The organism is Stomatobaculum sp. (genome assembly GCF_057248925.1).
In genome coordinates this window covers 24,986-46,046 of record NZ_DBHIHF010000008.1, presented here as the reverse complement: position 1 = coordinate 46,046, position 21,061 = coordinate 24,986, and the positions used below count along the sequence as shown (strand labels likewise).

At 58.4% G+C, this 21,061-nt stretch carries 21 protein-coding genes; 6 read left to right on the top strand and 15 right to left on the bottom strand.

Features of this window, described 5'->3' with window-relative positions; all coding sequences use genetic code 11:
- Positions 1 to 7 precede the first annotated feature (7 nt).
- Positions 8 to 1,372 (bottom strand): tRNA (N(6)-L-threonylcarbamoyladenosine(37)-C(2))-methylthiotransferase MtaB, encoded by a 1,365-nt coding sequence (gene mtaB, locus ACO4XG_RS04065; protein WP_308508199.1) that lies wholly within the window; start codon positions 1,370 to 1,372, stop codon positions 8 to 10.
- 89 nt (positions 1,373 to 1,461) lie between these two features.
- On the opposite strand from mtaB, the gene ACO4XG_RS04060 reads away from it, so the two are divergent.
- Entirely contained in the window at positions 1,462 to 1,695 is a 234-nt protein-coding gene (locus ACO4XG_RS04060) for an HPr family phosphocarrier protein (protein ID WP_308508200.1), read from the top strand.
- A gap of 56 nt (positions 1,696 to 1,751) precedes the next feature.
- Here ACO4XG_RS04060 and thiI read toward each other — a convergent pair whose 3' ends face one another.
- From thiI to hrcA, 8 genes are all read right to left on the bottom strand, one after another.
- On the bottom strand, positions 1,752 to 2,939 hold the full coding sequence (gene thiI / locus ACO4XG_RS04055) for a tRNA uracil 4-sulfurtransferase ThiI (RefSeq protein ID WP_308508201.1): 1,188 nt from the start codon (positions 2,937 to 2,939) through the stop codon (positions 1,752 to 1,754).
- A gap of 10 nt (positions 2,940 to 2,949) precedes the next feature.
- On the bottom strand, positions 2,950 to 4,101 hold the full coding sequence (locus ACO4XG_RS04050) for a cysteine desulfurase family protein (protein ID WP_308508202.1): 1,152 nt from the start codon (positions 4,099 to 4,101) through the stop codon (positions 2,950 to 2,952).
- A complete protein-coding gene (locus ACO4XG_RS04045; RefSeq protein ID WP_308508203.1) occupies positions 4,101 to 4,847 on the bottom strand; it encodes a 16S rRNA (uracil(1498)-N(3))-methyltransferase in 747 nt (248 codons plus the stop codon). The genes ACO4XG_RS04050 and ACO4XG_RS04045 overlap by 1 nt, the downstream gene beginning before the upstream one ends.
- 1 nt (position 4,848) lies before the next feature.
- The gene (gene prmA / locus ACO4XG_RS04040) at positions 4,849 to 5,829 is read right to left on the bottom strand and encodes a 50S ribosomal protein L11 methyltransferase (protein ID WP_308508204.1); all 981 of its coding nucleotides are present in this window, start codon (positions 5,827 to 5,829) and stop codon (positions 4,849 to 4,851) included.
- 144 nt (positions 5,830 to 5,973) lie between these two features.
- Entirely contained in the window at positions 5,974 to 7,119 is a 1,146-nt protein-coding gene (gene dnaJ / locus ACO4XG_RS04035; protein ID WP_308508205.1) for a molecular chaperone DnaJ, read from the bottom strand.
- Between the two features lie 59 nt (positions 7,120 to 7,178).
- Positions 7,179 to 9,029 (bottom strand): molecular chaperone DnaK, encoded by a 1,851-nt coding sequence (dnaK, locus tag ACO4XG_RS04030; protein WP_308508206.1) that lies wholly within the window; start codon positions 9,027 to 9,029, stop codon positions 7,179 to 7,181.
- Positions 9,030 to 9,087: 58 nt separating this feature from the next.
- Entirely contained in the window at positions 9,088 to 9,711 is a 624-nt protein-coding gene (gene grpE, locus ACO4XG_RS04025; RefSeq protein ID WP_308508207.1) for a nucleotide exchange factor GrpE, read from the bottom strand.
- Entirely contained in the window at positions 9,704 to 10,744 is a 1,041-nt protein-coding gene (gene hrcA, locus ACO4XG_RS04020) for a heat-inducible transcriptional repressor HrcA (RefSeq protein ID WP_308508208.1), read from the bottom strand. Before hrcA ends, grpE begins: the two co-directional genes overlap by 8 nt.
- 327 nt (positions 10,745 to 11,071) lie before the next feature.
- On the opposite strand from hrcA, the gene ACO4XG_RS04015 reads away from it, so the two are divergent.
- Together ACO4XG_RS04015 and ACO4XG_RS04010 are read left to right on the top strand one after the other, a co-directional pair.
- Positions 11,072 to 11,539: a 3D domain-containing protein gene (locus tag ACO4XG_RS04015; protein ID WP_308508209.1), complete on the top strand. Its 468-nt coding sequence runs from the start codon at positions 11,072 to 11,074 to the stop codon at positions 11,537 to 11,539.
- Positions 11,540 to 11,634: 95 nt separating this feature from the next.
- The gene (locus ACO4XG_RS04010; RefSeq protein ID WP_308508210.1) at positions 11,635 to 12,480 is read left to right on the top strand and encodes a 3D domain-containing protein; all 846 of its coding nucleotides are present in this window, start codon (positions 11,635 to 11,637) and stop codon (positions 12,478 to 12,480) included.
- A 54-nt stretch (positions 12,481 to 12,534) separates the two neighbouring features.
- On the opposite strand, the gene ACO4XG_RS04005 is transcribed toward ACO4XG_RS04010, so the two are convergent.
- Positions 12,535 to 13,665, bottom strand: coding sequence for a pyridoxamine kinase (locus ACO4XG_RS04005; RefSeq protein ID WP_308508211.1), 1,131 nt, complete (start codon positions 13,663 to 13,665; stop codon positions 12,535 to 12,537).
- Positions 13,666 to 13,787: 122 nt separating this feature from the next.
- Here ACO4XG_RS04005 and ACO4XG_RS04000 point away from each other — a divergent pair, with 122 nt between their 5' ends.
- Positions 13,788 to 14,216 carry an RrF2 family transcriptional regulator gene (locus ACO4XG_RS04000; RefSeq protein ID WP_040799501.1) on the top strand — a complete coding sequence of 143 codons (429 nt, stop codon included), beginning with the start codon at positions 13,788 to 13,790 and terminating at the stop codon, positions 14,214 to 14,216.
- Between the two features lie 67 nt (positions 14,217 to 14,283).
- Here the strand turns inward: ACO4XG_RS04000 and ACO4XG_RS03995 are convergent, their stop codons facing one another.
- The 3 genes from ACO4XG_RS03995 to ACO4XG_RS03985 all read right to left on the bottom strand — a co-directional run bounded on the left by ACO4XG_RS03995 (position 14,284) and on the right by ACO4XG_RS03985 (position 16,527).
- A complete protein-coding gene (locus ACO4XG_RS03995) occupies positions 14,284 to 14,451 on the bottom strand; it encodes a hypothetical protein (RefSeq protein WP_308508212.1) in 168 nt (55 codons plus the stop codon).
- Between the two features lie 94 nt (positions 14,452 to 14,545).
- Complete coding sequence (cysK, locus tag ACO4XG_RS03990; RefSeq protein ID WP_009532571.1) at positions 14,546 to 15,478, bottom strand: cysteine synthase A; 933 nt, start codon at positions 15,476 to 15,478, stop codon at positions 14,546 to 14,548.
- Between the two features lie 80 nt (positions 15,479 to 15,558).
- A complete protein-coding gene (locus tag ACO4XG_RS03985; RefSeq protein ID WP_308508213.1) occupies positions 15,559 to 16,527 on the bottom strand; it encodes a carbohydrate kinase family protein in 969 nt (322 codons plus the stop codon).
- 152 nt (positions 16,528 to 16,679) lie between these two features.
- Here ACO4XG_RS03985 and ACO4XG_RS03980 point away from each other — a divergent pair, with 152 nt between their 5' ends.
- Entirely contained in the window at positions 16,680 to 18,062 is a 1,383-nt protein-coding gene (locus ACO4XG_RS03980; protein WP_308508214.1) for an MATE family efflux transporter, read from the top strand.
- Positions 18,063 to 18,115: 53 nt separating this feature from the next.
- Complete coding sequence (locus tag ACO4XG_RS03975) at positions 18,116 to 18,904, top strand: ZIP family metal transporter (protein ID WP_308508215.1); 789 nt, start codon at positions 18,116 to 18,118, stop codon at positions 18,902 to 18,904.
- An 18-nt stretch (positions 18,905 to 18,922) separates the two neighbouring features.
- Here the strand turns inward: ACO4XG_RS03975 and ACO4XG_RS03970 are convergent, their stop codons facing one another.
- Both ACO4XG_RS03970 and glf read right to left on the bottom strand, forming a co-directional pair.
- On the bottom strand, positions 18,923 to 19,921 hold the full coding sequence (locus ACO4XG_RS03970; protein ID WP_308508216.1) for a GHMP family kinase ATP-binding protein: 999 nt from the start codon (positions 19,919 to 19,921) through the stop codon (positions 18,923 to 18,925).
- The gene (gene glf / locus ACO4XG_RS03965; protein ID WP_308508217.1) at positions 19,918 to 21,036 is read right to left on the bottom strand and encodes a UDP-galactopyranose mutase; all 1,119 of its coding nucleotides are present in this window, start codon (positions 21,034 to 21,036) and stop codon (positions 19,918 to 19,920) included. The genes ACO4XG_RS03970 and glf overlap by 4 nt, the downstream gene beginning before the upstream one ends.
- Positions 21,037 to 21,061: the final 25 nt, after the last annotated feature.

Genomic DNA, 21,061 nt, shown 5'->3' with positions numbered 1-21,061 from the left:
AAAAGCTTTACGTTTTGCTTACATTTGTCAGTAGAAGTATTTCGGAATTGAGAAATTTTTCTGCCGTCCCGCGGTACAGACAGTTCACCGCGCAATCGCCGCCGAGCGCAGAAAGCGGCGCCGCCAGTTTCACATATTCACGGCTGTTGCCGATGAGATATGCCTGTCCGTCGATTGTCACGGTTTCCTCGGAGAGCAGCTCCTGTGCGGTGCCGAGGCGGGATGTTCGAAATTCCCGCTGCCGTCCGAGATTCAACGCCTGTAAACGGGCTGCACGCCTCTTCTTCACAGCGCCCGGCACCTGCTCCGGCATTGCGGCCGCTCTGGTTCCCTCCCGCTTCGAGTAGGGGAAAATGTGCGTCTCGTAAAACCGTATTTCCTCGATAAACGAAAAGCTCTCCGAGAACTCCTCTTCGCTTTCCCCGGGAAAACCGACAATCACATCCGTGGTCATCGCAGCGTCCGGGAACGCCGCACGAAGCGCCTGTACCCCCGCTCTGAATTCCTCCGCGGTATAGCGGCGCCCCATACGACGCAAGGTCGCATTGCTCCCGCTCTGGAGAGACAGATGAAAATGCGGGCAGAAATGCCGTAAAGACGCGAGTCCCGCGGCAAATGCCGGCGTCGCGATTTTTGGCTCGAGCGAGCCGATGCGAAGTCGCTCAATGCCCTCGACACCGTCGAGGAGCGTCAGGAGCTCGAGGAGATTTGCCGCGCCGTCACCGAAATCCTCTCGCTCCGCCGCATTTTTAAAATCGCGTCCGTAGGAGGAGAGATGAATGCCGGTCAGCACGAGCTCCCGCACCCCGCTTGCCGCGAGGCGCTCTGCCTCTCTCCGCACGTCTCCCGGGCGGCGCGAGCGTATGTTTCCGCGGAGAAACGGGATGATGCAGTAAGAACAGTACTGGTTGCAGCCGTCCTGCACCTTTAAAAAAGCGCGCGTGTGCCCCTCGCTCCGGTTTGCTGCGAGGTCCTCATACTGTGTTGCCTCGCGCATATCCCCGACCGCAAAGGGCGCCTCGAGCTTGTCGGCGAAATAGGCTTCCAGAATGCGGACCAGATTCTTTTTCTCCTGATTGCCGAGCACCAGATCCACGCTGCCGTCTTCTTTCAGGCTCTCTGCCGCCGCCTGCGCGTAACAGCCCGCCGCAACGACGACCGCCCCGGGATTGAGCGTCTTCGCGCGGTGTAACATTTGCCGCGATTTCCGGTCGGCGATATTCGTGACCGAGCAGGTGTTGATGATATAGACATCCGCCGCCTCCTCAAACGAGCGGAGTTCATAACCCGCCTGCAGGAGAGCCTGCTCCATTGCCTCGGTCTCATAGGCGTTTACCTTACATCCCAGCGTGTGAAATGCCGCTGTTCTCATCTTATTCTCCTTCCTCATCTTGACTTTACACGGTCTTCCCCATAAGATGAAAGCACTACGCTATTACATCTCTAAAAGGAGGCTCTGCCATGAAAACCGTCAAGATTTCCCTAGACTCCATCGAGAAAGTGAAGTCCTTCGTCAATACCATTGCACGCTTTGATGCCGACTTTGATCTGGTGTCCGGCCGCTATGTGATCGACGCTAAGTCGATCATGGGCATTTTCAGCCTGGATCTCTCGAAGCCGATTAGCCTGAATATCCACGGCAACGAGTCGATGGACAATATCGTAGAGGCGCTGAAGCCTTATATTGTCGAGTGAGTTCTGCCTGAGAAAGAGAAAGCCGCACAACTTGTGCGGCTTTTTTCATGCCCGATTTACGCCTCGCAGAGAACCGTTTCCTCTGTGCGGAGCGCTGTTTCCACCAGTTCTTCGATCCGCTCTGCGAGTTTCTCCTCCGACTTCTTGATGCGCGATAACTCGGGATTCGTGACCGGATGTTTCGCGACAAAAATCGTACAACAGTCTTCAAACGGCAGAATCGAAGTCTCGTAACTTCCCATCTTTTCCGCGCGCTCAATGATCTCCTGCTTGTCAAAGCCGATCAGCGGACGGAACACCGGCAGCGTGCAGACCTCATTGGTCGAGAGCAGCGACGGCACCGTCTGGCTCGCAACCTGGCCTATGCTTTCACCGGTGACGAGCGCCATGCCCTTGTTCTTCTTCGCGATGGTCTCCGCAATGCGCATCATATAGCGGCGCATGATAATCGTTAGTTCCTCGCGCGGGCACTTCTCGTAGATATAGAGCTGAATGTCTGTAAAGTTCACGATGTGCAGGCGCACTGGCCCCGCATAGCGCGCCAGAATGCGCGCGAGGTCCACGACCTTCTGCTTGGCACGCTCCGAGGTATAGGGCGGCGCGTGAAAGTACGTCGCCTCGAGCTGTACGCCGCGCTTTGCGATCATATAGCCCGCGACCGGCGAATCGATACCGCCCGAGAGCAGAAGCATCGCGTGCCCCGCCGTGCCGACCGGCATGCCGCCGGGTCCCGGAATCGAGAGCGCATAGAGCAGTATCCCCTCGTTCCGGATTTCGAGATTCAGTCGAATCTCGGGATTTCTGACATCGACATGCAGATTCGGGCAGGCATCCAGCAGCACCGCGCCGAGCGATGCGCTGATTTCCTCGGAAGTACCCGGGTAGTTCTTGTCAATGCGACGCGTAAAGACTTTGAAACTCTTTGCCTCGCCCGCCGTAATTTCCCGCAGAAAACGCACCGCTTCGGCCGCAATCGCGTCCTCGCCCCGCTCCGTGAGACGGAGCACCGGGCAAATCGAAACCACGCCGAAGACCCGCTGTAGCGCCGCAATCGTATCTTCGTAGTCATAGGCGCCGTCCATGTCGACATAAATACGGCCGTGCTCCTTTACGATGTGAAAGGCAGTGCCGAGCGGCTTCAGGGCAAGGCCGAGCTGCCGCACCAGGGCGTCCTCGAACTTATAGCGGTTTTTACCCTTGACACCGATCTCGCCGTATTTGATCAAAAAAGACTTGTATTCCATCCTCTGTTCCTCACCGTCTGAATTTCCGGAGTTCCGGCACAAGCCGCCGGAAGACCTCTGAAAAGCGCTCTGCCTCCGCCTCGGTATTTTCCGCGGAGAAACTCAGGCGTATCGTCGCGTCCAAAAGCTGTTTGGGAAGTCCGATGCTCCGCAGCGTCGCGGAAATACCCGGGTGATTCGAGGCACAGGCGGAGCCGCTCGACACAAAAATCCCCTCGGCCTCGAGCGCGTGCAGCAGCACCTCGGCGCGGACCCCCTCGACCGAGAGGCTTACAATCTGCGGCGCGGAGTCCATGCCCGGCGCGCTGTTTGCGCTGACGCCCGGGATTTCGCGTGCCGCCTCGAGAATCCGGTTCTTGATTGCAAGCAGGCGCTCCCGCTTTGCAAAGAAGTCCGAATAAGCCTCCCGCGCGGCCTCTCCCATCCCCGCAATGCCCGGCGCATTCAGCGTGCCGCTTCGAAGGCCGCCCTGCTGGCCGCCGCCGAAACTCACGGGTTTTAACGAGACGCGGCGATTCTTATAGAGAAAGCCGACCCCCTTCGGTCCCGCAATCTTATGGCTACTCGCGCTCAGGAGGTCGATGCCGAGGCGCTTCGGATAAATCTCGAATTTCCCGTAGGCCTGCACGGCGTCCGTGTGAAAATAGCAGTCCGGATTCAGACGGTGCACGAGCTCCGCCGCCGCCGCAACCGGCTGAATCGTACCGATCTCATTGTTCACATACATGAGCGAGACCAGTATCGTGTCCTTCCGGACGGCAGCTTCCAGATCCGCGAGCGAGATTTTTCCGGCTGCATCGACCGGCAATACCGTCACCGAAAAATCCTGCTCCTCGAGAAAACGCATGGCTTCGAGCACCGCCGGGTGTTCGACCGCACTCGTGATGAGATGCCGCCCGTAGCCCTTTCTGCTGCGCGCCGTCCCGAGAATCGCGAGATTGTCGGACTCCGTGCCGCCCGAAGTAAAAATAAGTTCCGCCGGTTCTGCCTTCAGGGTCTTTGCAATTTGTTCCGCGGCCGTCCGAACCGCCGCCTCCGCGCGGACGCCCGCGAGATGCAGAGAGGACGGGTTGCCGTAGTCTTTTCGCGACACCCAATCCGCAATCTCCGCCGCCGCATTCCCGAGGCGTGTCGTCGCCGCATTGTCAAAATATATTTCCATCAATCTTCCTCTGTCTCCGCCATCAGAAGGGAGAGAACCACAAGGCCGGCCGTCTCCGTCCGGAGTATGCGTTTTCCGAGCGTAACGGCCGTGAAGCCGCGCTCCTCGGCCGCCGCCACCTCAGTCTCCTCAAAGCCCCCTTCCGGGCCTATCATCACGGCAATGCGCTGTCCGGGCTTTGCCGAGCGGATCAGCGCTCTGGTCTCTGCAATACCCTCCGCCCGCTCATAGGGGAGAAGGCGAAGTTCGGTCCCCTCTTCTTCTGCCTGTGCGAGCGCATCCGCAAAGCGGAGCGGCAAAGTAACTTCCGGAATGAGGCTCCGCCCCGCCTGTTTGGCCGCTGCCTCCGCGATGGCCTGCCAGCGCTTCTGCTTGGCTGCCGCCTTCTTCTCATCGAGACGCACGACCGAGCGGTGCATTGCGACCGGAACCACGCGCGCTGCGCCGAGCTCCACCGCCTTTTGCACAATGAACTCCATCTTTTCGCCCTTCGGGAGTCCCTGGTAGAGCGTAATCGATACCGGGAGTTCCCTCGTCTCCTGCCTGCCCTCCAGAATGCGGAGTTGTACAGCCTCCGTCCCGATCTCCGCAATTTCGCAGAGATAGTCCCAGTCGCCGCCCGCATTGACCATGATCTTTTCGCCAGGCTTCATCCGGAGCACCGCGCCGATATGCCGCACATCACTGCCGAGAATCACCGCGCTGTCCTCCGAAAGCTGTTCGGGTGCGATAAAAAAGTGATACATCTCAGGCCTTTCTCCGCGCGACGACGCTCGACCACTCGCCCTGGCGGTTTACTTCGAGCACCTCAAAGTGCGGATTCACCGCAATCGCCGCGCGCACTTCCTCTTCCTTTTCGTCGATGATGCCGGAGGTGATGAAGATACCGCCGATTTTTAAGTGCCGCCAGACTTCTTTCTCGAGCAGCAGAATCACGGGTGCGAGTATATTCGCGAGCGCGATGTCGTAGCACGCCTCGCCGGCCGCCGCCTGTACGGCAGGGTCATCGATCAGGTTGCCGCAGACGACCGTGAAGTCTTCGGGATTCAGGTCATTGCTCGAAAGGTTCTCCGCAACGGCTTCAAGCGCGTTGTCGTCGAGATCGGTCGCAAAAATCCGGGCAGCCCCGAGCTTCTTTGCCGCGATGCCGAGAATGCCGCTGCCCGTGCCGACATCCAGAACGCGGATATCATTGACGCCCGCCGCCTGCATGAGCTTCATGTAGCGGTTTAAGGCGCGGATGCAGAGCTGCGTGGTCTCATGCGCGCCAGTGCCGAACGCCGTGCCCGGGTCAATCTGGATGCAGGTGAGTCCCGCGCTCTCCGCCGGCACCTGCTCCCAGGTCGGCTTAATCAGAATGTCATCGACCACAAAGGGGTGAAAGAAGGTCTTCCAGTTGTTAATCCAGTCCTTGTCCTCGGTGAGACTCTCCGCAATCCGCGCTTCGCCGAGATCGGTGAACTGCGACAGTTCCTCGAGTCCCTCGCGGACACGGCAGAGCATCGCCTCTTCACCGCTGCCCGGCTCCAGATAAAAGCTCACGCGCGCTGTCCCGTCGTCCGGCGGCAGTTCCGGCAGAATGTCGATGAACATGCCCTTGGTGTCCCGCTCCGAGAGCGGCGCATTATCCTCAATCTCGATGCCCTCAATGCCGAGTTCCGCGAGCGTCGCGCTCACCAGATCCACTGCCTCTTCTGTGGTATACAGCGTATACTTTTTCCATCGCATGGGCGTTTTCCCTCCTGGCTCTGATATCGTTTAATCATAGCACAGCGCACTATGTTTGTAAAAGCGGGCTTCCGCAAAGCAAAAAAGGGCGGCTGCCCCGCGGCATCCCGCCGCCGGAACAGTCACCCTTCCGGTCACTCGTCGTTAGGAGAACAAGCCCTTCTTTTTGCCGTCGCCCCGCATTGCCTCGTCGAAGTTCTTTAAGGCCTCGCGCTGCTTTGCATTCAGCTTGGTCGGCACCTCGACGACGAGCGTCACATAGTGGTCGCCCCTCACCTTCGGATTCCGGAGTGAGGGCACTCCCTTGCCGCTCAGGCGCACGCGCGTGTCGGTCTGCGTTCCCGCCTTGACCGTGTACTCGACTTCGCCGTCCACAGTCTTAATCCGGATCGGGCCGCCGAGCGCCGCCGTCGCGAACGAAATCGGCACCGTCGAGAAAATATTCGTGTCCTGGCGCTTAAAGATCGGGTGCGGACTCACAATGCACTCGACCAGAAGATCGCCGCGCTCGCCGCCGTTCACGCCCGGCTCGCCGCCGTGCGGCATTCTGACCGAGAGACCGTTGTCGATGCCGGCCGGAATGCTGACCTCAAAACTCTTCCGGATGCGCTTATAGCCCGTGCCGTTGCAGGACGTGCACTTCTCCTTTACCACCTTGCCGCTGCCGTGGCAGGTCGGACAGGTCTGCACATTCTGCATCGTGCCGAACATGGTCTGGCTCATCTTGACAATCTTGCCCTGCCCCTTACAGGTCGGACAGGTCTCGGGCGAGGTGCCCGGCTTTGCGCCGCTGCCCTTACAGGTCTCGCACTCTTCCTTGTAGTCGATTGTGATTTTCTTCTTACAGCCGAAGATTGCCTCTTCGAAGGTAAGCCGTACGGTCGCGCGAACATTTGCCCCGCGCATCGGCGCATTGGCCGCCTGGCGCTGCGCGCCTCTGCCGCCGCCGAAAAAGCTGCCGAAAATATCGCCGCCGAACATGTCGCCGAAGATATCGCCGAAGTCGGCCGCATTGCCTTCGTAGAAACCGCCGCCGCTGCCGCCGCCGCCCATGCGCGGGTCAAAGGCAGCGTGTCCGAACTGATCGTACTGTGCCCGCTTCTTAGGATCGCTCAGAACGGAATAAGCTTCGTTGATTTCCTTAAAAGCCGCCTCCGCCTGCTTGTCGCCGGGATTCGCATCCGGATGATACTTCTTCGCGAGCATCCGATATGCCTTTTTCAGCGCCGCATCGTCCGCGTCCTTCGAAACCCCAAGCACCTCATAATAATCGCGCTTCTGTTCTGCCATCCTGATCCTTTCTCAAACGGACACGCGAGAGCCCTGCTCCCGCGTGCCATCCGTTTTCTTTAGACTTCCTTGAAATCGCCGTCCACAACACCGTCATCCGGCTTGGAGCCGCCGTTGTCCGCGGCACCCTGGCCCGCCTGGCTCTGCTGTGCGTTCTCATAGACCTTCTGGAAGAGCTGCTGCGCGCTTGCCATCAGCTTCTCCTTGTTTGCCTTGATGTCTGCGACCTGCTCATCCGTCATCGCCTCCGCCGGTGCGCGGTTCACAGCCTCCTTGAGTGCGCTGAGGTCTGCCTCAACCGCCGCCTTGTCGCTGTCGCTGAGCTTCTCACCGACCTCCTGGATTGCCTTCTCGGTCTGGAAGATCAGAGAGTCGGCGTCATTTCTCTCGTCAATTGCCTCTTTCTTCTTCTTGTCCTGTGCCTCGAACTCGGAAGCTTCCCGGACTGCCTTGTCAATGTCCTCCTGAGACATGTTGGAACCGGAAGTAATCGTGATGTGCTGCTCCTTGCCGGTGCCGAGATCCTTTGCGGAGACATTCACGATACCGTTTGCATCGATGTCGAAGGTGACCTCAATCTGCGGGACACCTCTCTTTGCCGGCAGGATGCCGTCCAGACGGAACTGGCCGAGGCTCTTGTTGTCGCGTGCAAACTCACGCTCACCCTGTACCACATGGATGTCGACAGCCGACTGGTTGTCCTCTGCGGTCGAGAAGACCTGGCTCTTCTTGGTCGGGATGGTCGTGTTTCTCTCAATCAGCTTGGTCGCAATGCCGCCCATGGTCTCAATCGAGAGGGAGAGCGGGGTGACATCGAGCAGCAGCACATCGCTTGCGCTCGAATCGCCCGCGAGCTTGCCGCCCTGCACCGCTGCGCCGATGGCAACGCACTCATCCGGATTCAGGGTCTTCGAGGGCTCCATGCCGGTGAGCTGCTTTACCTTCTCCTGCGCGTTCAGCATACGCGTGGAACCGCCTACCAGAAGAACCTTGCCGAGGTCTGCGTTCGTGATGCCGGCATCGCGCATTGCATTCTGCACCGGAATGACGGTGCGCTCAATGAGATCTGCCGTGAGCTCGTCAAACTTTGCGCGGGTCAGGGTCATTGCAAGGTGCTGCGGGCCCTCTGCGGTCGCCGTGATGAACGGAAGGTTAATCTCCGTCGTCGTCGCGGTCGAGAGCTCCTTCTTTGCCTTCTCCGCCGCTTCTTTCAGTCTCTGCAGCGCCATCTTGTCCTTGCCGAGATCCACGCCGACCTGCTTCTTGAACTCGGCAATCATCCACTCGGTAATCTTGTTGTCGAAGTCGTCGCCGCCGAGGTGCGTGTCGCCGTTGGTCGCGAGCACTTCGATGACGCCCTCGCCGATGTCGATGATCGAGACATCGAAGGTACCGCCGCCGAGGTCGTAGACCATAATCTTCTGCTCTTTGTCATTGTCGAGGCCGTAAGCGAGCGCCGCCGCCGTCGGCTCGTTGATGATACGCTTGACTTCAAGGCCCGCAATCTTGCCTGCGTCCTTGGTTGCCTGACGCTGCGCGTCGTTAAAGTACGCCGGAACCGTGATGACCGCCTCGCTGACCTTCTCACCGAGGTAGCTCTCCGCATCCGCCTTCAGCTTCTGCAGAATCATCGCCGAAATCTCCTGCGGCGTGTAGCTCTTGCCGTCGATGGTCACCTTGTAGTCCGTGCCCATGTGGCGCTTAATCGAAGCAATCGTGCGGTCCGCGTTCGTGACTGCCTGGCGCTTTGCCGGCTCGCCGACCAGACGCTCGCCGGTCTTTGTGAATGCGACCACGGACGGTGTGGTTCTGGCTCCCTCGCTGTTCGGGATCACGACCGGCTTACCGCCCTCCATGACTGCCACACAGCTGTTGGTTGTACCAAGGTCAATACCGATAATCTTACTCATTGTTTCTCCTCCTAAAATCAGCTCGTATATAAAAATCAGTTTCCTGTTGTATTCCGATTTAGTTTGCGACCTTCACCATGCTGTGGCGAAGTACGCTGTCCTTGTAGAGATACCCTTTCTGTAACTCCTCCGAGACGACATTCTCGCCGAGCGCCTCATTGTCCTCGTGCATCACCGCATTGTGATACGCCGGGTCAAAGGGCTTACCCTTCGCGTCAATCGCCTCGACGCCCGCCTCCTTCAGATTCTTCAAGAGCTGGCGGTATATCATGTCCATGCCCTCGGCATAGGCCTTGATGCTGCTGTCCTCACTCTCCGGAACCTGCGCGACGCTGCGCTCAAAATTGTCGATGACCGGCAAAAACTTCTCGAGCACCGACTTGGCACCGAGATCAAACATCTGTGCCTTTTCGCGCTCGCTCCGCTTGCGGAAATTTTCAAACTCCGCGAGCGTCCGCTTCAGACGGTCGTTCAGAGCTTCGATTTCTGCCTGTGCTGCGCTGCGCTGCCCGTCTTCGGCAGCCTCTTGGCCGGAAGCGGTCGCAGCGGTCTCTGCCGTTTCTTTTGCCTTGTCTTCCGCTTCGAATTCCGCCGCAGCAGCGGCAGCTCCCATCGCAGCGCGCTCCTCGGCGCTCTGCCGCTCCTCTCTCTCCCGCTCGTGTCTGTGCTTATCCTTAGCCATCGTCTCCTCCGAAATTCTCATCCATTTCACGCATCAGACTGTGCAACATCCTCAGCACCTTCTCATAATCCATGCGCTTGGGTCCCACGATACCGATGGTACCGCAAAGGCCGCCGCCCAGATCATAACGGGCTGTGACTATGCTGCAATCATTCATCTCAGGCACCGGAGATTCCTCTCCGATAAACACCTGAATGTTATCTTTCTCCTCTCCCGTCTGCGCCGCCGCATCCGCCACAATGCGCTTCAAGCGGTTCTTCTCCTCAAAGGTCCGGATGATGCGTTTTGCGCCGCCGCCGTCGGTGAGCTCCGGATACCGGAACACATTGGTCGCGCCGCTGGTATAAATCTGCAACTCTTCTTCCTCCGAGAGCATGCGCCGGAGTTCATCGAGAAGATAGGCGACGAACTCTTTGTTGTCCCCTGCCTCCGCGAGCAGCTTCTGCATAACGCCTTCCTCCGCCTCCTGAATGCTGACGCCGTTTAAGCGCGTATTCAGCAGAATATTGAGTTGCAGGAGCTCCGCATCACCGATCGGCTGCCGCAAGGTCAAAATGCGGTTGCTGATCAGATTGCCCTCGAGTACCAGAACAACCAAAAGGCGGTTCTCATCCATTCTGGAGAGTTGCAACAGCTTGATGCGCGCCCGGCTCGTGTCGGGACCGCTGATGACCGCTGCGTAATTGGTATGGTCCGCGGCAATGCGTGCCATTCTGCGGAGCACCAGCTCGAGGCGATCTACCCGCGCAACAAACCGGCGCTTCATGGCTTCGACCTCATTCTCGGTTTCCCGCAGAATCTCATTGACATAGAAGCGATACCCCTGATCGGAGGGAATACGCCCCGCCGAAGTGTGCGGCTGCAGAAGATAACCCATCTCCTCCAGATCGTACATCTCATTGCGTATGGTCGCACTGCTCAGCGCGCAGCCGGGAAGTTTTGAAATCGTACGGGAGCCGACCGGCTCGCCGGTCTCCATGTAGTTTTTGATCACTGCATTCAGTATCATGACTTTTCTGTCATCCAGCTCCATGATTTCCTCCTTCCCGTTGTTAGCACTCATTTGATTAGAGTGCTAACACCTGCTGTCGTTACTATAGCTGTTTTGCAAGTCCCTGTCAAGCGGGATTCAAAATTTTTTTAGAGAAATTCTCTGCCGCTCTTTCCGCTCGCTTTCCTCTGCCGCACCGGCCGCGCCGCGCGCTTCCGGCGCCGCAAGGCTCTCTGCCCCCCCCCCCTTTGTCCTATGCGTTTCCCGCACACGATTTTCTTGCGCGTTTCCCGTCTCCCATGCTATATTCTAAATTGCAGGCAGAAAAGTAACATCTCTGTAACATTTTGACGTGAAAGGAGACCTTGCATGCGACTTTTGACAAAGTTTTCCGCCCTCGGGCTCAGTATCCTGCTCGCACTCGCCGCAGCCAAGCCTGCCGCGGCCGCAGTCGTGCAAAACAACGCAACCTCCAACAGCCGGACCGAAGAAGTGACCGCTGTCATCGAGGCGCCGAGCGAGGCGCCGGAGACCGCCGTCCCGCTCCCGCCCGTCCGGAACGAGCGCTCGCTTGGCACCTTTAAGACCACGGGCTATTCCAATCCGAACGGCTCCCTCTGCGCCGACGGCTCGGTGCCGAAGGCCGCGCACACGGTCGCATCCGACTGGGGCGTGCTGCCGCGCGGCAGTAAGATCCGCTTTGCGGGCAGCGACACCATCTACACGGTCGAAGACAACGGTGTCCGCGGCCAGACTGTCGACGTCTACTACGCGACGACCGCCGAGGCCTGGGCACACGGTGTCCAGTACCGCGAGGTGTACCTGATTCTCGAGTGAGTCCCCCGCTGTTTTAATTTTAATTGACAGTCCCCCCCTCCTCTGTTTAGAATAAAGTTGTAGTTCTTACAGAATTCTTAAGAGGATACAGAACCATGCACAAACATATGAATGCCATTCAGCGGGCGTGCATCTTTCTTCTGACCCTGCTTCTGTTTCTCGTGCCGCTCAGCGCGCTGGGCGAGCCGAAAGCAGAGCCGGCCCCGGAAGCCGCTGCGGCCGAGACAGGCAGCACTGCCTTTGTCTCGCCGACAGACACTCCCTCCGCGAGCGCTGTCTTCACGGACAGCACGGTGATGGGAGATGTGCAGCACGCCGAAGAAAATCTGAGCGACCAGATTGATGTACCTGCGCTCAACGATGCTCGCGTCGCGGCGCAAAACGCGCTGATTGAGACCCGGACCAATAAAGACCGCGCCTGGCTCAGCCTGAAGCAGGAAGAACAGGCCAAGGCCGAGGCAGCCCAGCGCGCCGCCGAAGAAGCCGCGCGCGCCGCGAGTGAGGCGGCCAGAGAGCGCGCCGAGGCGGAGTCCCGCGAGGCGGCAAAAAAAGCCGCGGCAAAAAAGAACAGCGACAAGCAGAGCAAGACCACAGCCGCCGCAAACCACAGCACGAGCGTCAAGAGCGCCAAAAAAGAGAGCGGCCGGAACGGCAAAAGCCTCGGTGTCTTCAAGCTCACCGCCTACTGCCCCTGCTACGAGTGTTCCAAGGGATGGGGGCGCATGACCAGCTCGGGCAAGATTGCACAGGCCAATCACACGATTGCAACCGATCCCGCCGTGATCCCGGAGGGCACGCGCGTTGTCATCAACGGCACCGTCTATGTCGCCGAGGATGTCGGCAGCGGTGTCGCCGGCAAGCACATCGATATCTTCATGGAGAGTCACTCGAGCGCGCTGAACTTCGGCGTGCAGTACGCGGAAGTCTATCTCGCGGATTAAAAAAAACGCAGGGCGAAAATTCGCCCTGCGTTTTTTTCCGCAACTCTCGCGGCCTCAGAATTCCAGCTTGCAGTCGTGACCGCTCTCCCGGTCCAGAATAATGCCGATCAGGCGCAGCGCGGTCTCATCGCCGAGCGCCTCCCGGCTCACATCGAAATCCTTCCAGTAAAGATGAATCCGCTGCCCGTAGGCATGCTTTCCGAAGCCGCCCCGCAAAATGTCGTCAAACGCCGAGAGATTGTGTCCGGTCTTTTGCTTCCCGTCGGTCAGAACCCGGTCAATCTCCGCATAGAATGTTTCCAAATCCCGGACATGTTTCCCCTCAATCGTAAAGGTCGGCACACTCAGCGCCTCCGTGAGGAGCGGCAGGGCCTTTTCGAACTTGACGCCGTACCAGTGCGCGCTGTCTCCCTCGGTCGCGCGTATGCTCGCGACCACAAAGCGCGCGGCGAGCTTTGTCGCCTCGAAAGCGCTCTTCCCCCGCAGCATGGCGCCGGTAAATGCCGCGGCAAAGCAGTCGCCGGTTCCGTGGCTGCTTCGCGGCACGCGCGGGGTAAAGTCGTAGCGGAGGTCACCGCTCGCGCTGTCATAGACTACATTGCCGATGCGCCCTTCCTCGTAGGAAATACCTTTCAGAATCACATGTTTTGCGCCGAGCGCCGCAAGTTTCCCGAGGAGTTCCCGGATTTCCGCTTCGCTCTGCAGCCCTTCGCGGTATTCGGTGCCGGTCAGCAGGCAGGCCTCTGTGAGGTTCGGGAGAATATAATCCGCTCCGCCGCAGAGTTTCGCCATCTCTTCGACAAAGGCGAGATCAAAGCCGGTGTAGAGAGCGCCGTTGTCCGCCATCGCGGGATCCACAATTCGGAGGCCGCCGGGCGCGAGGAGTGTGTCCATAATCTCCTGCACAATCGCAATCTGTCTCCGACTTCCGAGATAGCCCGTATAAATCGCATCAAAGACAATGTGCTCTTTCTTCCACTTTGCGGCGATTTCCGGCATATCCTCGGTCAGATCCCGGAAGGTAAAGCCGTGAAAATCGGCGCCGGTGTGATTGGAGAGCACCGCCGAGGGGAGAATGCAGGTCTCCACGCCGCAGGCCGAGACGATGGGCAGGGCCACGGTGAGCGAGCATTGTCCCACACAGGAAATGTCCTGTATTGTCAATATTTTCTTATCAGCTGCCATTGTAATGCCTCCTTTTGTTCGACTTGCTGAAAGTATAGCACAGAAAAACGGCAAAGAACAGCTTGCAAAGCATTAAACCCCGTAGTAAGATAGGTTTATATGTTAGATGAGAGGAGTTCCGTATGATGATTTCAACCCGGGGCCGCTATGCACTCCGCGTCATGATCGATCTCGCCGAGCACATCGGCAGTTCTTATATTCCCCTGAAGGACATTGCCGAGCGGCAGCAAATTTCCGAAAAATATCTGGAGTCCATTGTCAAAATTCTGGTCCGCAACGGCCTGCTCGATGCACTCCGCGGCAAAGGCGGCGGCTACCGCTTAAACCGCTCGCCCGCCGAGTACACGGTCGGCAGTATTCTCCGCCTCACCGAGGGCAGTCTTGCGCCGGTTGCCTGCCTCGAGGAAGAGGCCGCCTGCGAGCGCGCGACCTACTGTCGCACCCTACCCATGTGGCAGAAACTGGACCGCCTGGTCAATGACTTTTTCGACGGCTACACGCTCGCCGATCTCGCCGCGCCAAACCTCGCGGGCAATGATTTTGTCATCTGAGCGTTTCTCTTCACACCTCCGTGCCGCCCGGCGCGGGGGTATTTTCTTTTCCTCTCAACATACTGTTTCAAGGAAGATGTACGCGGAGAAAGACCTCGTATATCAAGGGCTTGAAGCGCTTTTTACCAACTCTTTTTGTCCACCCTTCATCTTGCTTCAAAGAAGATAAGAAACCTGCACCGCTTGATTCTGCCGACGTTACAGGGCTTTCTACCAACTCTTTTTGTCCGCTCATCCCGATTTTCTCTCGAAAAAGCGCGAAAAGGAGCCGCTTTGCCGGAAAACAGGCAAAACGGCTTCCTTGTGATTCACTTACATTCGAATTTTAATTAGTCCTGGAACAGCGGCGAAGAGAGATAGCGGTCACCGGAATCCGGCAACAGGACGACAATCGTCTTGCCCTCGGCCTCTTTCCGCTTTGCGAGCTGCACTGCCGCATAGAGCGCCGCACCCGAGGAAATGCCGGTCAGAATGCCCTCGGCTCTTCCGATCTCCCGTCCCTCGCGGAACGCATCCTCATTCGAGACCCGGATGACCTCGTCGTAAATCTTCGTATCAAGCGTATCCGGCACAAAGCCCGCGCCGAGTCCCTGGATTTTATGCGGGCCCGGCTGTCCGCCCGAGAGCACCGGCGAAGCGTCCGGCTCCACGGCAATCAGTTTGACCTCCGGCTTTTTGCTGCGGAGATAGCGGCCCACACCTGTCAGTGTACCGCCCGTACCGACGCCGGAGACAAAGTAATCGACCTCACCGTCGGTGTCTTCCCAGATTTCGGGACCCGTGGTCTTCTCATGCGTCGCCGGATTCGCGGGATTCACGAACTGTCCGGGAATAAAGCTGTTCGGAATCTCCTTTGCGAGCTCTTCCGCTTTGGCCATTGCGCCCTTCATGCCCTTGGCGCCCTCTGTCAGAACGAGCTCCGCGCCGTAGGCCTTCATGAGATTTCTGCGCTCCACGCTCATCGAGTCTGGCATCACAATGATAATGCGATAGCCTCTCGCCGCCGCGACCGAAGCGAGGCCGATGCCGGTATTACCGGAAGTCGGCTCAATGATGACCGAGCCCTTCTTCAGGACACCGCGCTGCTCCGCGTCGTCGAGCATGCCGCGGGCAATTCTGTCCTTCACGGAGCCTGCCGGGTTAAAGTACTCGAGCTTTGCGAGAATGCGCGCCTTTAAACCTTCCTCCGCCTCAATGTGCGTGAGCTCGAGGAGCGGGGTGTGTCCGATCAACTGGTCTGCAGAAGTATAAATTTTCGACATGAGAATACCTCCCTTTCGTCTGTTCGTCTCTGACAGCTATCCTACCCCCTTTTAACATATAAGTCAAGTAGGTTTAAGGATTAATTGCTCGAGAGCTTCGCGACGCGCGCCTGGATGTCCTCCCGGCTCGGGATACTCGCAATGCCGCCGGAGCGCTCCGTCGAGAGGCTCGCCGCCGTCGAGGCGAAGGTGCCGATGTTCTTTAACTCTTCCGCACTGAGTTCTGCGGCGTTCTTGCCGCTCTCCAGAATGCAGGCGAGTGCCGTGCCGCCGAAGATATCGCCCGCACCGGTCGTGTCAATCGGCGAGACCTGCGGTCCCGCACAGTAGGCGAACGCGCCGCTCCGGTTCTTCAGGTAGCTGCCCTTCGGCCCGAGCGTGACCATCGCGAGACTCACGCCGTAGACATTGAGGAGCTTCTCCGCGCCTTCTTCCGGCGTGCACCCCCAGAGAAAGTCCACCTCTTCGTCGCTGATCTTCACGACATCCGCGTGGGAAACCGCCCAGAGCATCTCCCGGCGCGCATCCTCAATCTCCCGCCAGAGCGGCAGGCGGAGATTCGGGTCGCAGGTGATGAGCTTACCCTTTGCCTTCGCATAGGCGACAGCCGCGCGCGTCGCCGAGCGCACCGGCTCATCGGTCAGCGAGAGCGTGCCGAAGTGAAAAGCCTTTGCCTGATCGATTAGCGAGAGCTTGATCTCCTCAAAGCGGAGCTGGGTGTCCGCGCCCGGCTTTCTCGCAAAGCTGAAAGCGCGGTCCCCCTCGCGGTTAAAGGTCACGAAGGCGAGGGTGGTGAAGACATTCTCGTCCTGCACGAGCCCGCTCACATCAATGCCGCAGCGCTCCAGGGTGCCGAGCAACATGACGCCGAAGGCATCCACGCCGACCTTGCCGATGATCGCCGTGCTGTGTCCCAGATTCCGAAGCGCCGCAAGGAAATTTGCCGGTGCACCGCCCGCGTGCGCTGCCATGGTCGGATAGCCTTCCACATCTTTGGATTTCTCCGCAAAATCAATCAACACTTCCCCGAGTGCCACAACTTCTGCCATGTCAAACCTCCTGTCTTTTCACTGCCCTTTGCAGTCTTTGCCTGATATCCGAAGTATAACATACCGAAGCCCTTCCTGCCTTGCGCGATTCTTACAATACTGCTAAACTATAGACATTTTCGCACCTGATTCTGCCGGAAAGGATGGTATGTATGACCGAAGCCAAACAGCAACTCCCCGAAAACAAGATGGGCACCATGCCGGTCGGAAAACTCATTTTTTCGATGTCGGTTCCGATGATGATTTCGATGATCGTCCAGGCACTCTATAATATAGTAGATTCGATTTTCGTCTCGATGATCAGCGAACAGGCACTGACCGCCGTGAGCCTCGCGTTCCCGCTGCAGTCGCTGATGATTGCCTTCAGCACCGGCATCGGCGTCGGCATCAACGCACACCTCTCCCGCGCGCTCGGCGAAAAAAAATTGCAGCGCGCAAACCGGACAGCCGCGAGCGGCCTGTTACTCGAGCTCTGCTTTGCGCTGCTCTTTGTGCTGACCGGCATCTTTCTCGCCGTGCCGTTTTTCCGCGCGCAGACCGCCGACCCTGAAATTTTCTCCTACGGTGTTCTCTACACGCGCATTGTCTGCTGCGGCTCTCTCGGCATCTTCGCGGAAATCACCTTTGAGCGCTTTTTGCAGTCGACCGGCCGCACCACACTCTCGATGTACTCCCAGCTCTCCGGCGCGCTCTTTAATCTCGTGATGGATCCGGTGCTGATCTTCGGCCTCTTCGGCGCGCCGAAACTCGGCATTGCGGGCGCCGCGCTCGCGACCGTGCTCGGCCAGCATCTCTCCGCACTTGTCGCGATTCTGCTGAACCAGACCAAAAATCCCGAAGTCAAGCTGCACGCAAAGTCCTTCGGTTTCTATCCGGAGCTCCTCGGACATATCCTCGCCGTCGGCATTCCGTCGACCATCATGCAGGCGCTCTCCTCCTTCATGGTCTATGCGATGAACCGGATTCTGATTAGCTTCACCGCGACCGCAACCGCGATCCTCGGCGTCTACTTTAAAATTTCGAGTCTCATCTTCATGCCGGTCTTCGGCCTGAATAACGGCACGGTGCCGATTCTCGCCTACAACTACGGGGCCGGCCATAAGCGCCGCATCCTGCGCGCCCTGAAAATCTCGGTTCTGACCGCGCTCGGCTTTATGACCTTCGGACTCCTGCTCTTTGAGCTCCTGCCGGACCTCTTTTTCCGCTTGTTTCATGCCTCGGCCAACATGCTGTCCCTCGGCATTCCGGCGCTCCGCATCATCGGGCTCTGCCTGCCCTTTGTCGGTTTCTCGATTGCGACAAGCTCGGCCTTCCAGGCCCTCGGCAAGGGCTACTACAGCATGCTGGTTTCGATTTGCCGCCAGCTCCTCTTCCTTCTGCCGACCGCCTATCTGCTCGCAAAGACCGGTGTGCTGCAGAATGTCTGGTGGTCCATTGTGATTGCGGAGGGCGCGGGGCTCTTTGTGAGTCTCTTCTTCCTGCTTCGCAGCCTGCAAAAAATAGTCGCCCCCATTCCGGATGACCATGTGCTGTGATTGCGGGACAAGTGAACCGACACGCACATTTGACTTAGAAAGCAGGTATTTCTTTGTTACAGAACAGTCTTCTCGGCATTCTGATTCCGTTTGCCGGCACCACGCTCGGCGCGGCCGCGGTCTTCTTTTTGAAAGAGACCCTGAGCCGAAACATTCAGCGGGCGCTGACCGGCTTTGCGGCCGGTGTCATGGTCGCCGCTTCCGTCTGGAGTCTCCTGATTCCCGCGCTCGAACAGAGCGCGGAAGGCGGGCTCGGCCATTTTGCCTTTCTGCCCGCCGCAATCGGCTTCTGGATCGGAACGCTCTTTCTCCTGCTCCTCGACAAACTGATTCCGCATCTCCACCTGTACGCGGAAAAGGCCGAGGGCAGAAAAAGCCGTATCTCCAAAACCGCGATGTTGCTCCTCGCCGTCACGATTCACAACATTCCCGAGGGCATGGCGGTCGGCATCGTCTATGCGGGCTTCCTAAGCGGCAGCGCAAATATCACGGCGAGTGCGGCACTCGCGCTCTCCCTCGGCATCGCGATTCAGAATTTTCCGGAGGGCGCCATCATCTCCCTCCCGCTGCTCTCCTCAGGGAGCAGTAAGCCCCGCGCCTTCTTCTACGGCCTGCTCTCGGGTGCCGTGGAGCCGCTTGCGGCGCTCGTTATGCTCGCCGCGACCGATTTCTTCATCCCGGCAATGCCCTATCTCCTGAGCTTTGCGGCCGGTGCGATGCTCTATGTGGTCGTCGAGGAATTAATCCCCGAAATGTCGGAAGGAGAGCACTCCGACATCGGGGTCCTCTCCTTCGCGCTCGGCTTTACTCTCATGATGGCGCTCGATGTGGCGCTCGGCTGAAGTAAAGCCGCCTGTATTTTATTTTGCGACATAGCTCTCCGGCTCGTAGAAAATAACCGTCGTGCCGCCGTTCTCAAAGGTGAACGGGACATGCAGAAGGTTTGAAAGCGCGGCATGTACCGCCGCCTGTCTCTCCTTCTCCACATAAAAGAGAAGAAAGCCGCCGCCGCCCGCGCCGAGCAGTTTGCCGCCGAGCGCGCCGGCTTTTTTTGCGTCCGCATAGAGCCGGTCAATCGAATCCGTCGAAATCTTCGCGCTGACACCGCGCTTTAACTGCCAGCTCGTGTCAAGCATGCGCCCGAACTCATTCAGGTCGCTCTCCTTATGAATCAGAATTTTCTCGGCCTCATCGACCAGCGCGCACATCTCTCTAAGTTCCGCGGTCTTATCCGAGAGGGCCTTCTTGGTCGCGGTCTGAATGTCCGAGGAAAAACGAGAAAAACCCGTAAAGAAGAGCATGAGATTCTCATTCAGCGCGCGCTTCCGCTCGGCGCTCACAATGACGGGGCTCACGCGGTAGCCGTCCTCGCTGAAGCGGATCACATTGAGACCGCCAAAGGCAGCTGCAATCTGATCCTGCCAGCCGCCGGCCTCTCCGCAGAGTTCCCGCTCGAGGTAGATGGCCTCATCCGCGAGGCGCTTCTTATCCGCATACTTGCCCTTCAGCGCATAGAAGGCATTTAACATCCCGACCGCAAAGCTCGAGCTCGTGCCGAGTCCCGAGCGCGCCGGGAGATCCGCCTCATAGGTTAAGCGCAACTCATGCATGTCGAGGAACTTCATCGCCTCGCGCACGGCCGGATGCTCAATGTCCTCGATTCGCGTCACGCGCTCCAGCTTTGAATACGAGAGCTCGGTGCTGTAGTCGAAGAATCGCGGCAGATGCCGGACATTGACATAGCAGTATTTGTCGAAACTGGTCGAGAGCACAGCGCCGCCGTGCTCTTTGAAGAATTCCGGCATGTCGGTTCCGCCGCCGAAAAACGACATGCGGAAGGGGGTTCTTGTGATAATCATGTCTCGTCTCCAACTGTAAGGCCGAGGGCGCGCGCTCTCGCCATGGCGCTCTCAATCACCTTGTCCATATCGTAATAGCGGTACTCGCCGAGGCGTCCGCCGAAAATCACGGGCTCCCGCGCGCCCATTTCCCGGTAGGCCTCGTAGAGCGCCTGATTCTTTGTGTCGTTGACCGGGTAATAGGGCTCCATGCCCGGTTTCCAGTCCGAAGGGTACTCGCGGGTGATTACGGTCTTTTGCTGCGTGCCGAAGACAAAGTGCTTGTGCTCGATGATGCGCGTATAGGAAATGTCTCGCTCGGTGTAGTTCACGACCGCGCAGCCCTGGTAGTTCTCCGTGTCGAGGGTCTCGGTCTCAAAGCGAAGCGAGCGATACTCGAGCGCGCCGAGCGCATAGTCAAAATACGCATCGATCGGTCCCGTGTAGACCACGGCATCGGCGCGCAGGTTCCACCCCTCTTTGTCCGCGAGATAATCTGTGTTTAAGAGAATATCCGCCTCCGAAAAGAGCGCCTGCACCAGCGCATCATACCCCTCCTCGGGAATGCCCTGGTAGCGGTCGTTGAAATAGTTGTTGTCATAGGTGAGGCGCACCGGCAACCGCCGTATGATAAACGCCGGAAGTTCCGTGCAGGCCTTGCCCCACTGCTTTTCCGTGTAGCCCTTGATGAGCTTCTCGTAAATGTCCCGTCCGACGAGCGAAATCGCCTGCTCCTCGAGGTTTTTCGGCTCGCCCGTAATCTCCGCGCGCTGCTCGTTCAGAATCGCGAGCGCCTCCGCAGGCGTCCGGATATTCCACATGCGCGAAAAGGTGTTCATGTTAAACGGGAGATTGTACATCTCCCCCTTGTAATTTGCGACCGGCGAATTCGTGAAGCGATTCATCGTGACAAAGCGGTTCACAAAATTCCAGACCTCGGCGTTCGAAGTGTGGAAGATGTGCGCGCCGTAGCGGTGCACTTGTATGCCCTCCACGGTGTCGCAGTGAATGTTGCCGCCGATGTGCGCGCGCTTTTCGAGCACCAGGCAACGCTTGCCCGCGCGGGCCGCCGCCTGTGCAAAGACAGCGTTAAAAAGCCCTGCGCCGACCAGGAGATAATCATAGTGTTTCTGCATAGTCCACAGTCCCTCCTCTGTCAAA

Bases quoted from the DNA above. Each gene is read 5' to 3' on its own strand.
- ACO4XG_RS04000 (WP_040799501.1), top strand. From the start codon at position 13,788: ATGATGATTTCAACCCGGGGCCGCTATGCACTCCGCGTCATGATCGAT.
- cysK (WP_009532571.1), bottom strand. From the start codon at position 15,478: ATGTCGAAAATTTATACTTCTGCAGACCAGTTGATCGGACACACCCCG.
- ACO4XG_RS04050 (WP_308508202.1), bottom strand. From the start codon at position 4,101: ATGGAAATATATTTTGACAATGCGGCGACGACACGCCTCGGGAATGCG.
- grpE (WP_308508207.1), bottom strand. From the start codon at position 9,711: ATGGCTAAGGATAAGCACAGACACGAGCGGGAGAGAGAGGAGCGGCAG.
- hrcA (WP_308508208.1), bottom strand. From the start codon at position 10,744: ATGGAGCTGGATGACAGAAAAGTCATGATACTGAATGCAGTGATCAAA.
- glf (WP_308508217.1), bottom strand. From the start codon at position 21,036: ATGCAGAAACACTATGATTATCTCCTGGTCGGCGCAGGGCTTTTTAAC.
- ACO4XG_RS04045 (WP_308508203.1), bottom strand. From the start codon at position 4,847: ATGTATCACTTTTTTATCGCACCCGAACAGCTTTCGGAGGACAGCGCG.
- ACO4XG_RS04005 (WP_308508211.1), bottom strand. From the start codon at position 13,665: ATGGCAGCTGATAAGAAAATATTGACAATACAGGACATTTCCTGTGTG.
- ACO4XG_RS03985 (WP_308508213.1), bottom strand. From the start codon at position 16,527: ATGGCAGAAGTTGTGGCACTCGGGGAAGTGTTGATTGATTTTGCGGAG.
- ACO4XG_RS04060 (WP_308508200.1), top strand. From the start codon at position 1,462: ATGAAAACCGTCAAGATTTCCCTAGACTCCATCGAGAAAGTGAAGTCC.
- ACO4XG_RS03995 (WP_308508212.1), bottom strand. From the start codon at position 14,451: ATGAGCGGACAAAAAGAGTTGGTAGAAAGCCCTGTAACGTCGGCAGAA.
- prmA (WP_308508204.1), bottom strand. From the start codon at position 5,829: ATGCGATGGAAAAAGTATACGCTGTATACCACAGAAGAGGCAGTGGAT.
- ACO4XG_RS03980 (WP_308508214.1), top strand. From the start codon at position 16,680: ATGACCGAAGCCAAACAGCAACTCCCCGAAAACAAGATGGGCACCATG.
- dnaJ (WP_308508205.1), bottom strand. From the start codon at position 7,119: ATGGCAGAACAGAAGCGCGATTATTATGAGGTGCTTGGGGTTTCGAAG.
- ACO4XG_RS04010 (WP_308508210.1), top strand. From the start codon at position 11,635: ATGCACAAACATATGAATGCCATTCAGCGGGCGTGCATCTTTCTTCTG.
- dnaK (WP_308508206.1), bottom strand. From the start codon at position 9,029: ATGAGTAAGATTATCGGTATTGACCTTGGTACAACCAACAGCTGTGTG.
- ACO4XG_RS03970 (WP_308508216.1), bottom strand. From the start codon at position 19,921: ATGATTATCACAAGAACCCCCTTCCGCATGTCGTTTTTCGGCGGCGGA.
- ACO4XG_RS04015 (WP_308508209.1), top strand. From the start codon at position 11,072: ATGCGACTTTTGACAAAGTTTTCCGCCCTCGGGCTCAGTATCCTGCTC.
- thiI (WP_308508201.1), bottom strand. From the start codon at position 2,939: ATGGAATACAAGTCTTTTTTGATCAAATACGGCGAGATCGGTGTCAAG.
- mtaB (WP_308508199.1), bottom strand. From the start codon at position 1,372: ATGAGAACAGCGGCATTTCACACGCTGGGATGTAAGGTAAACGCCTAT.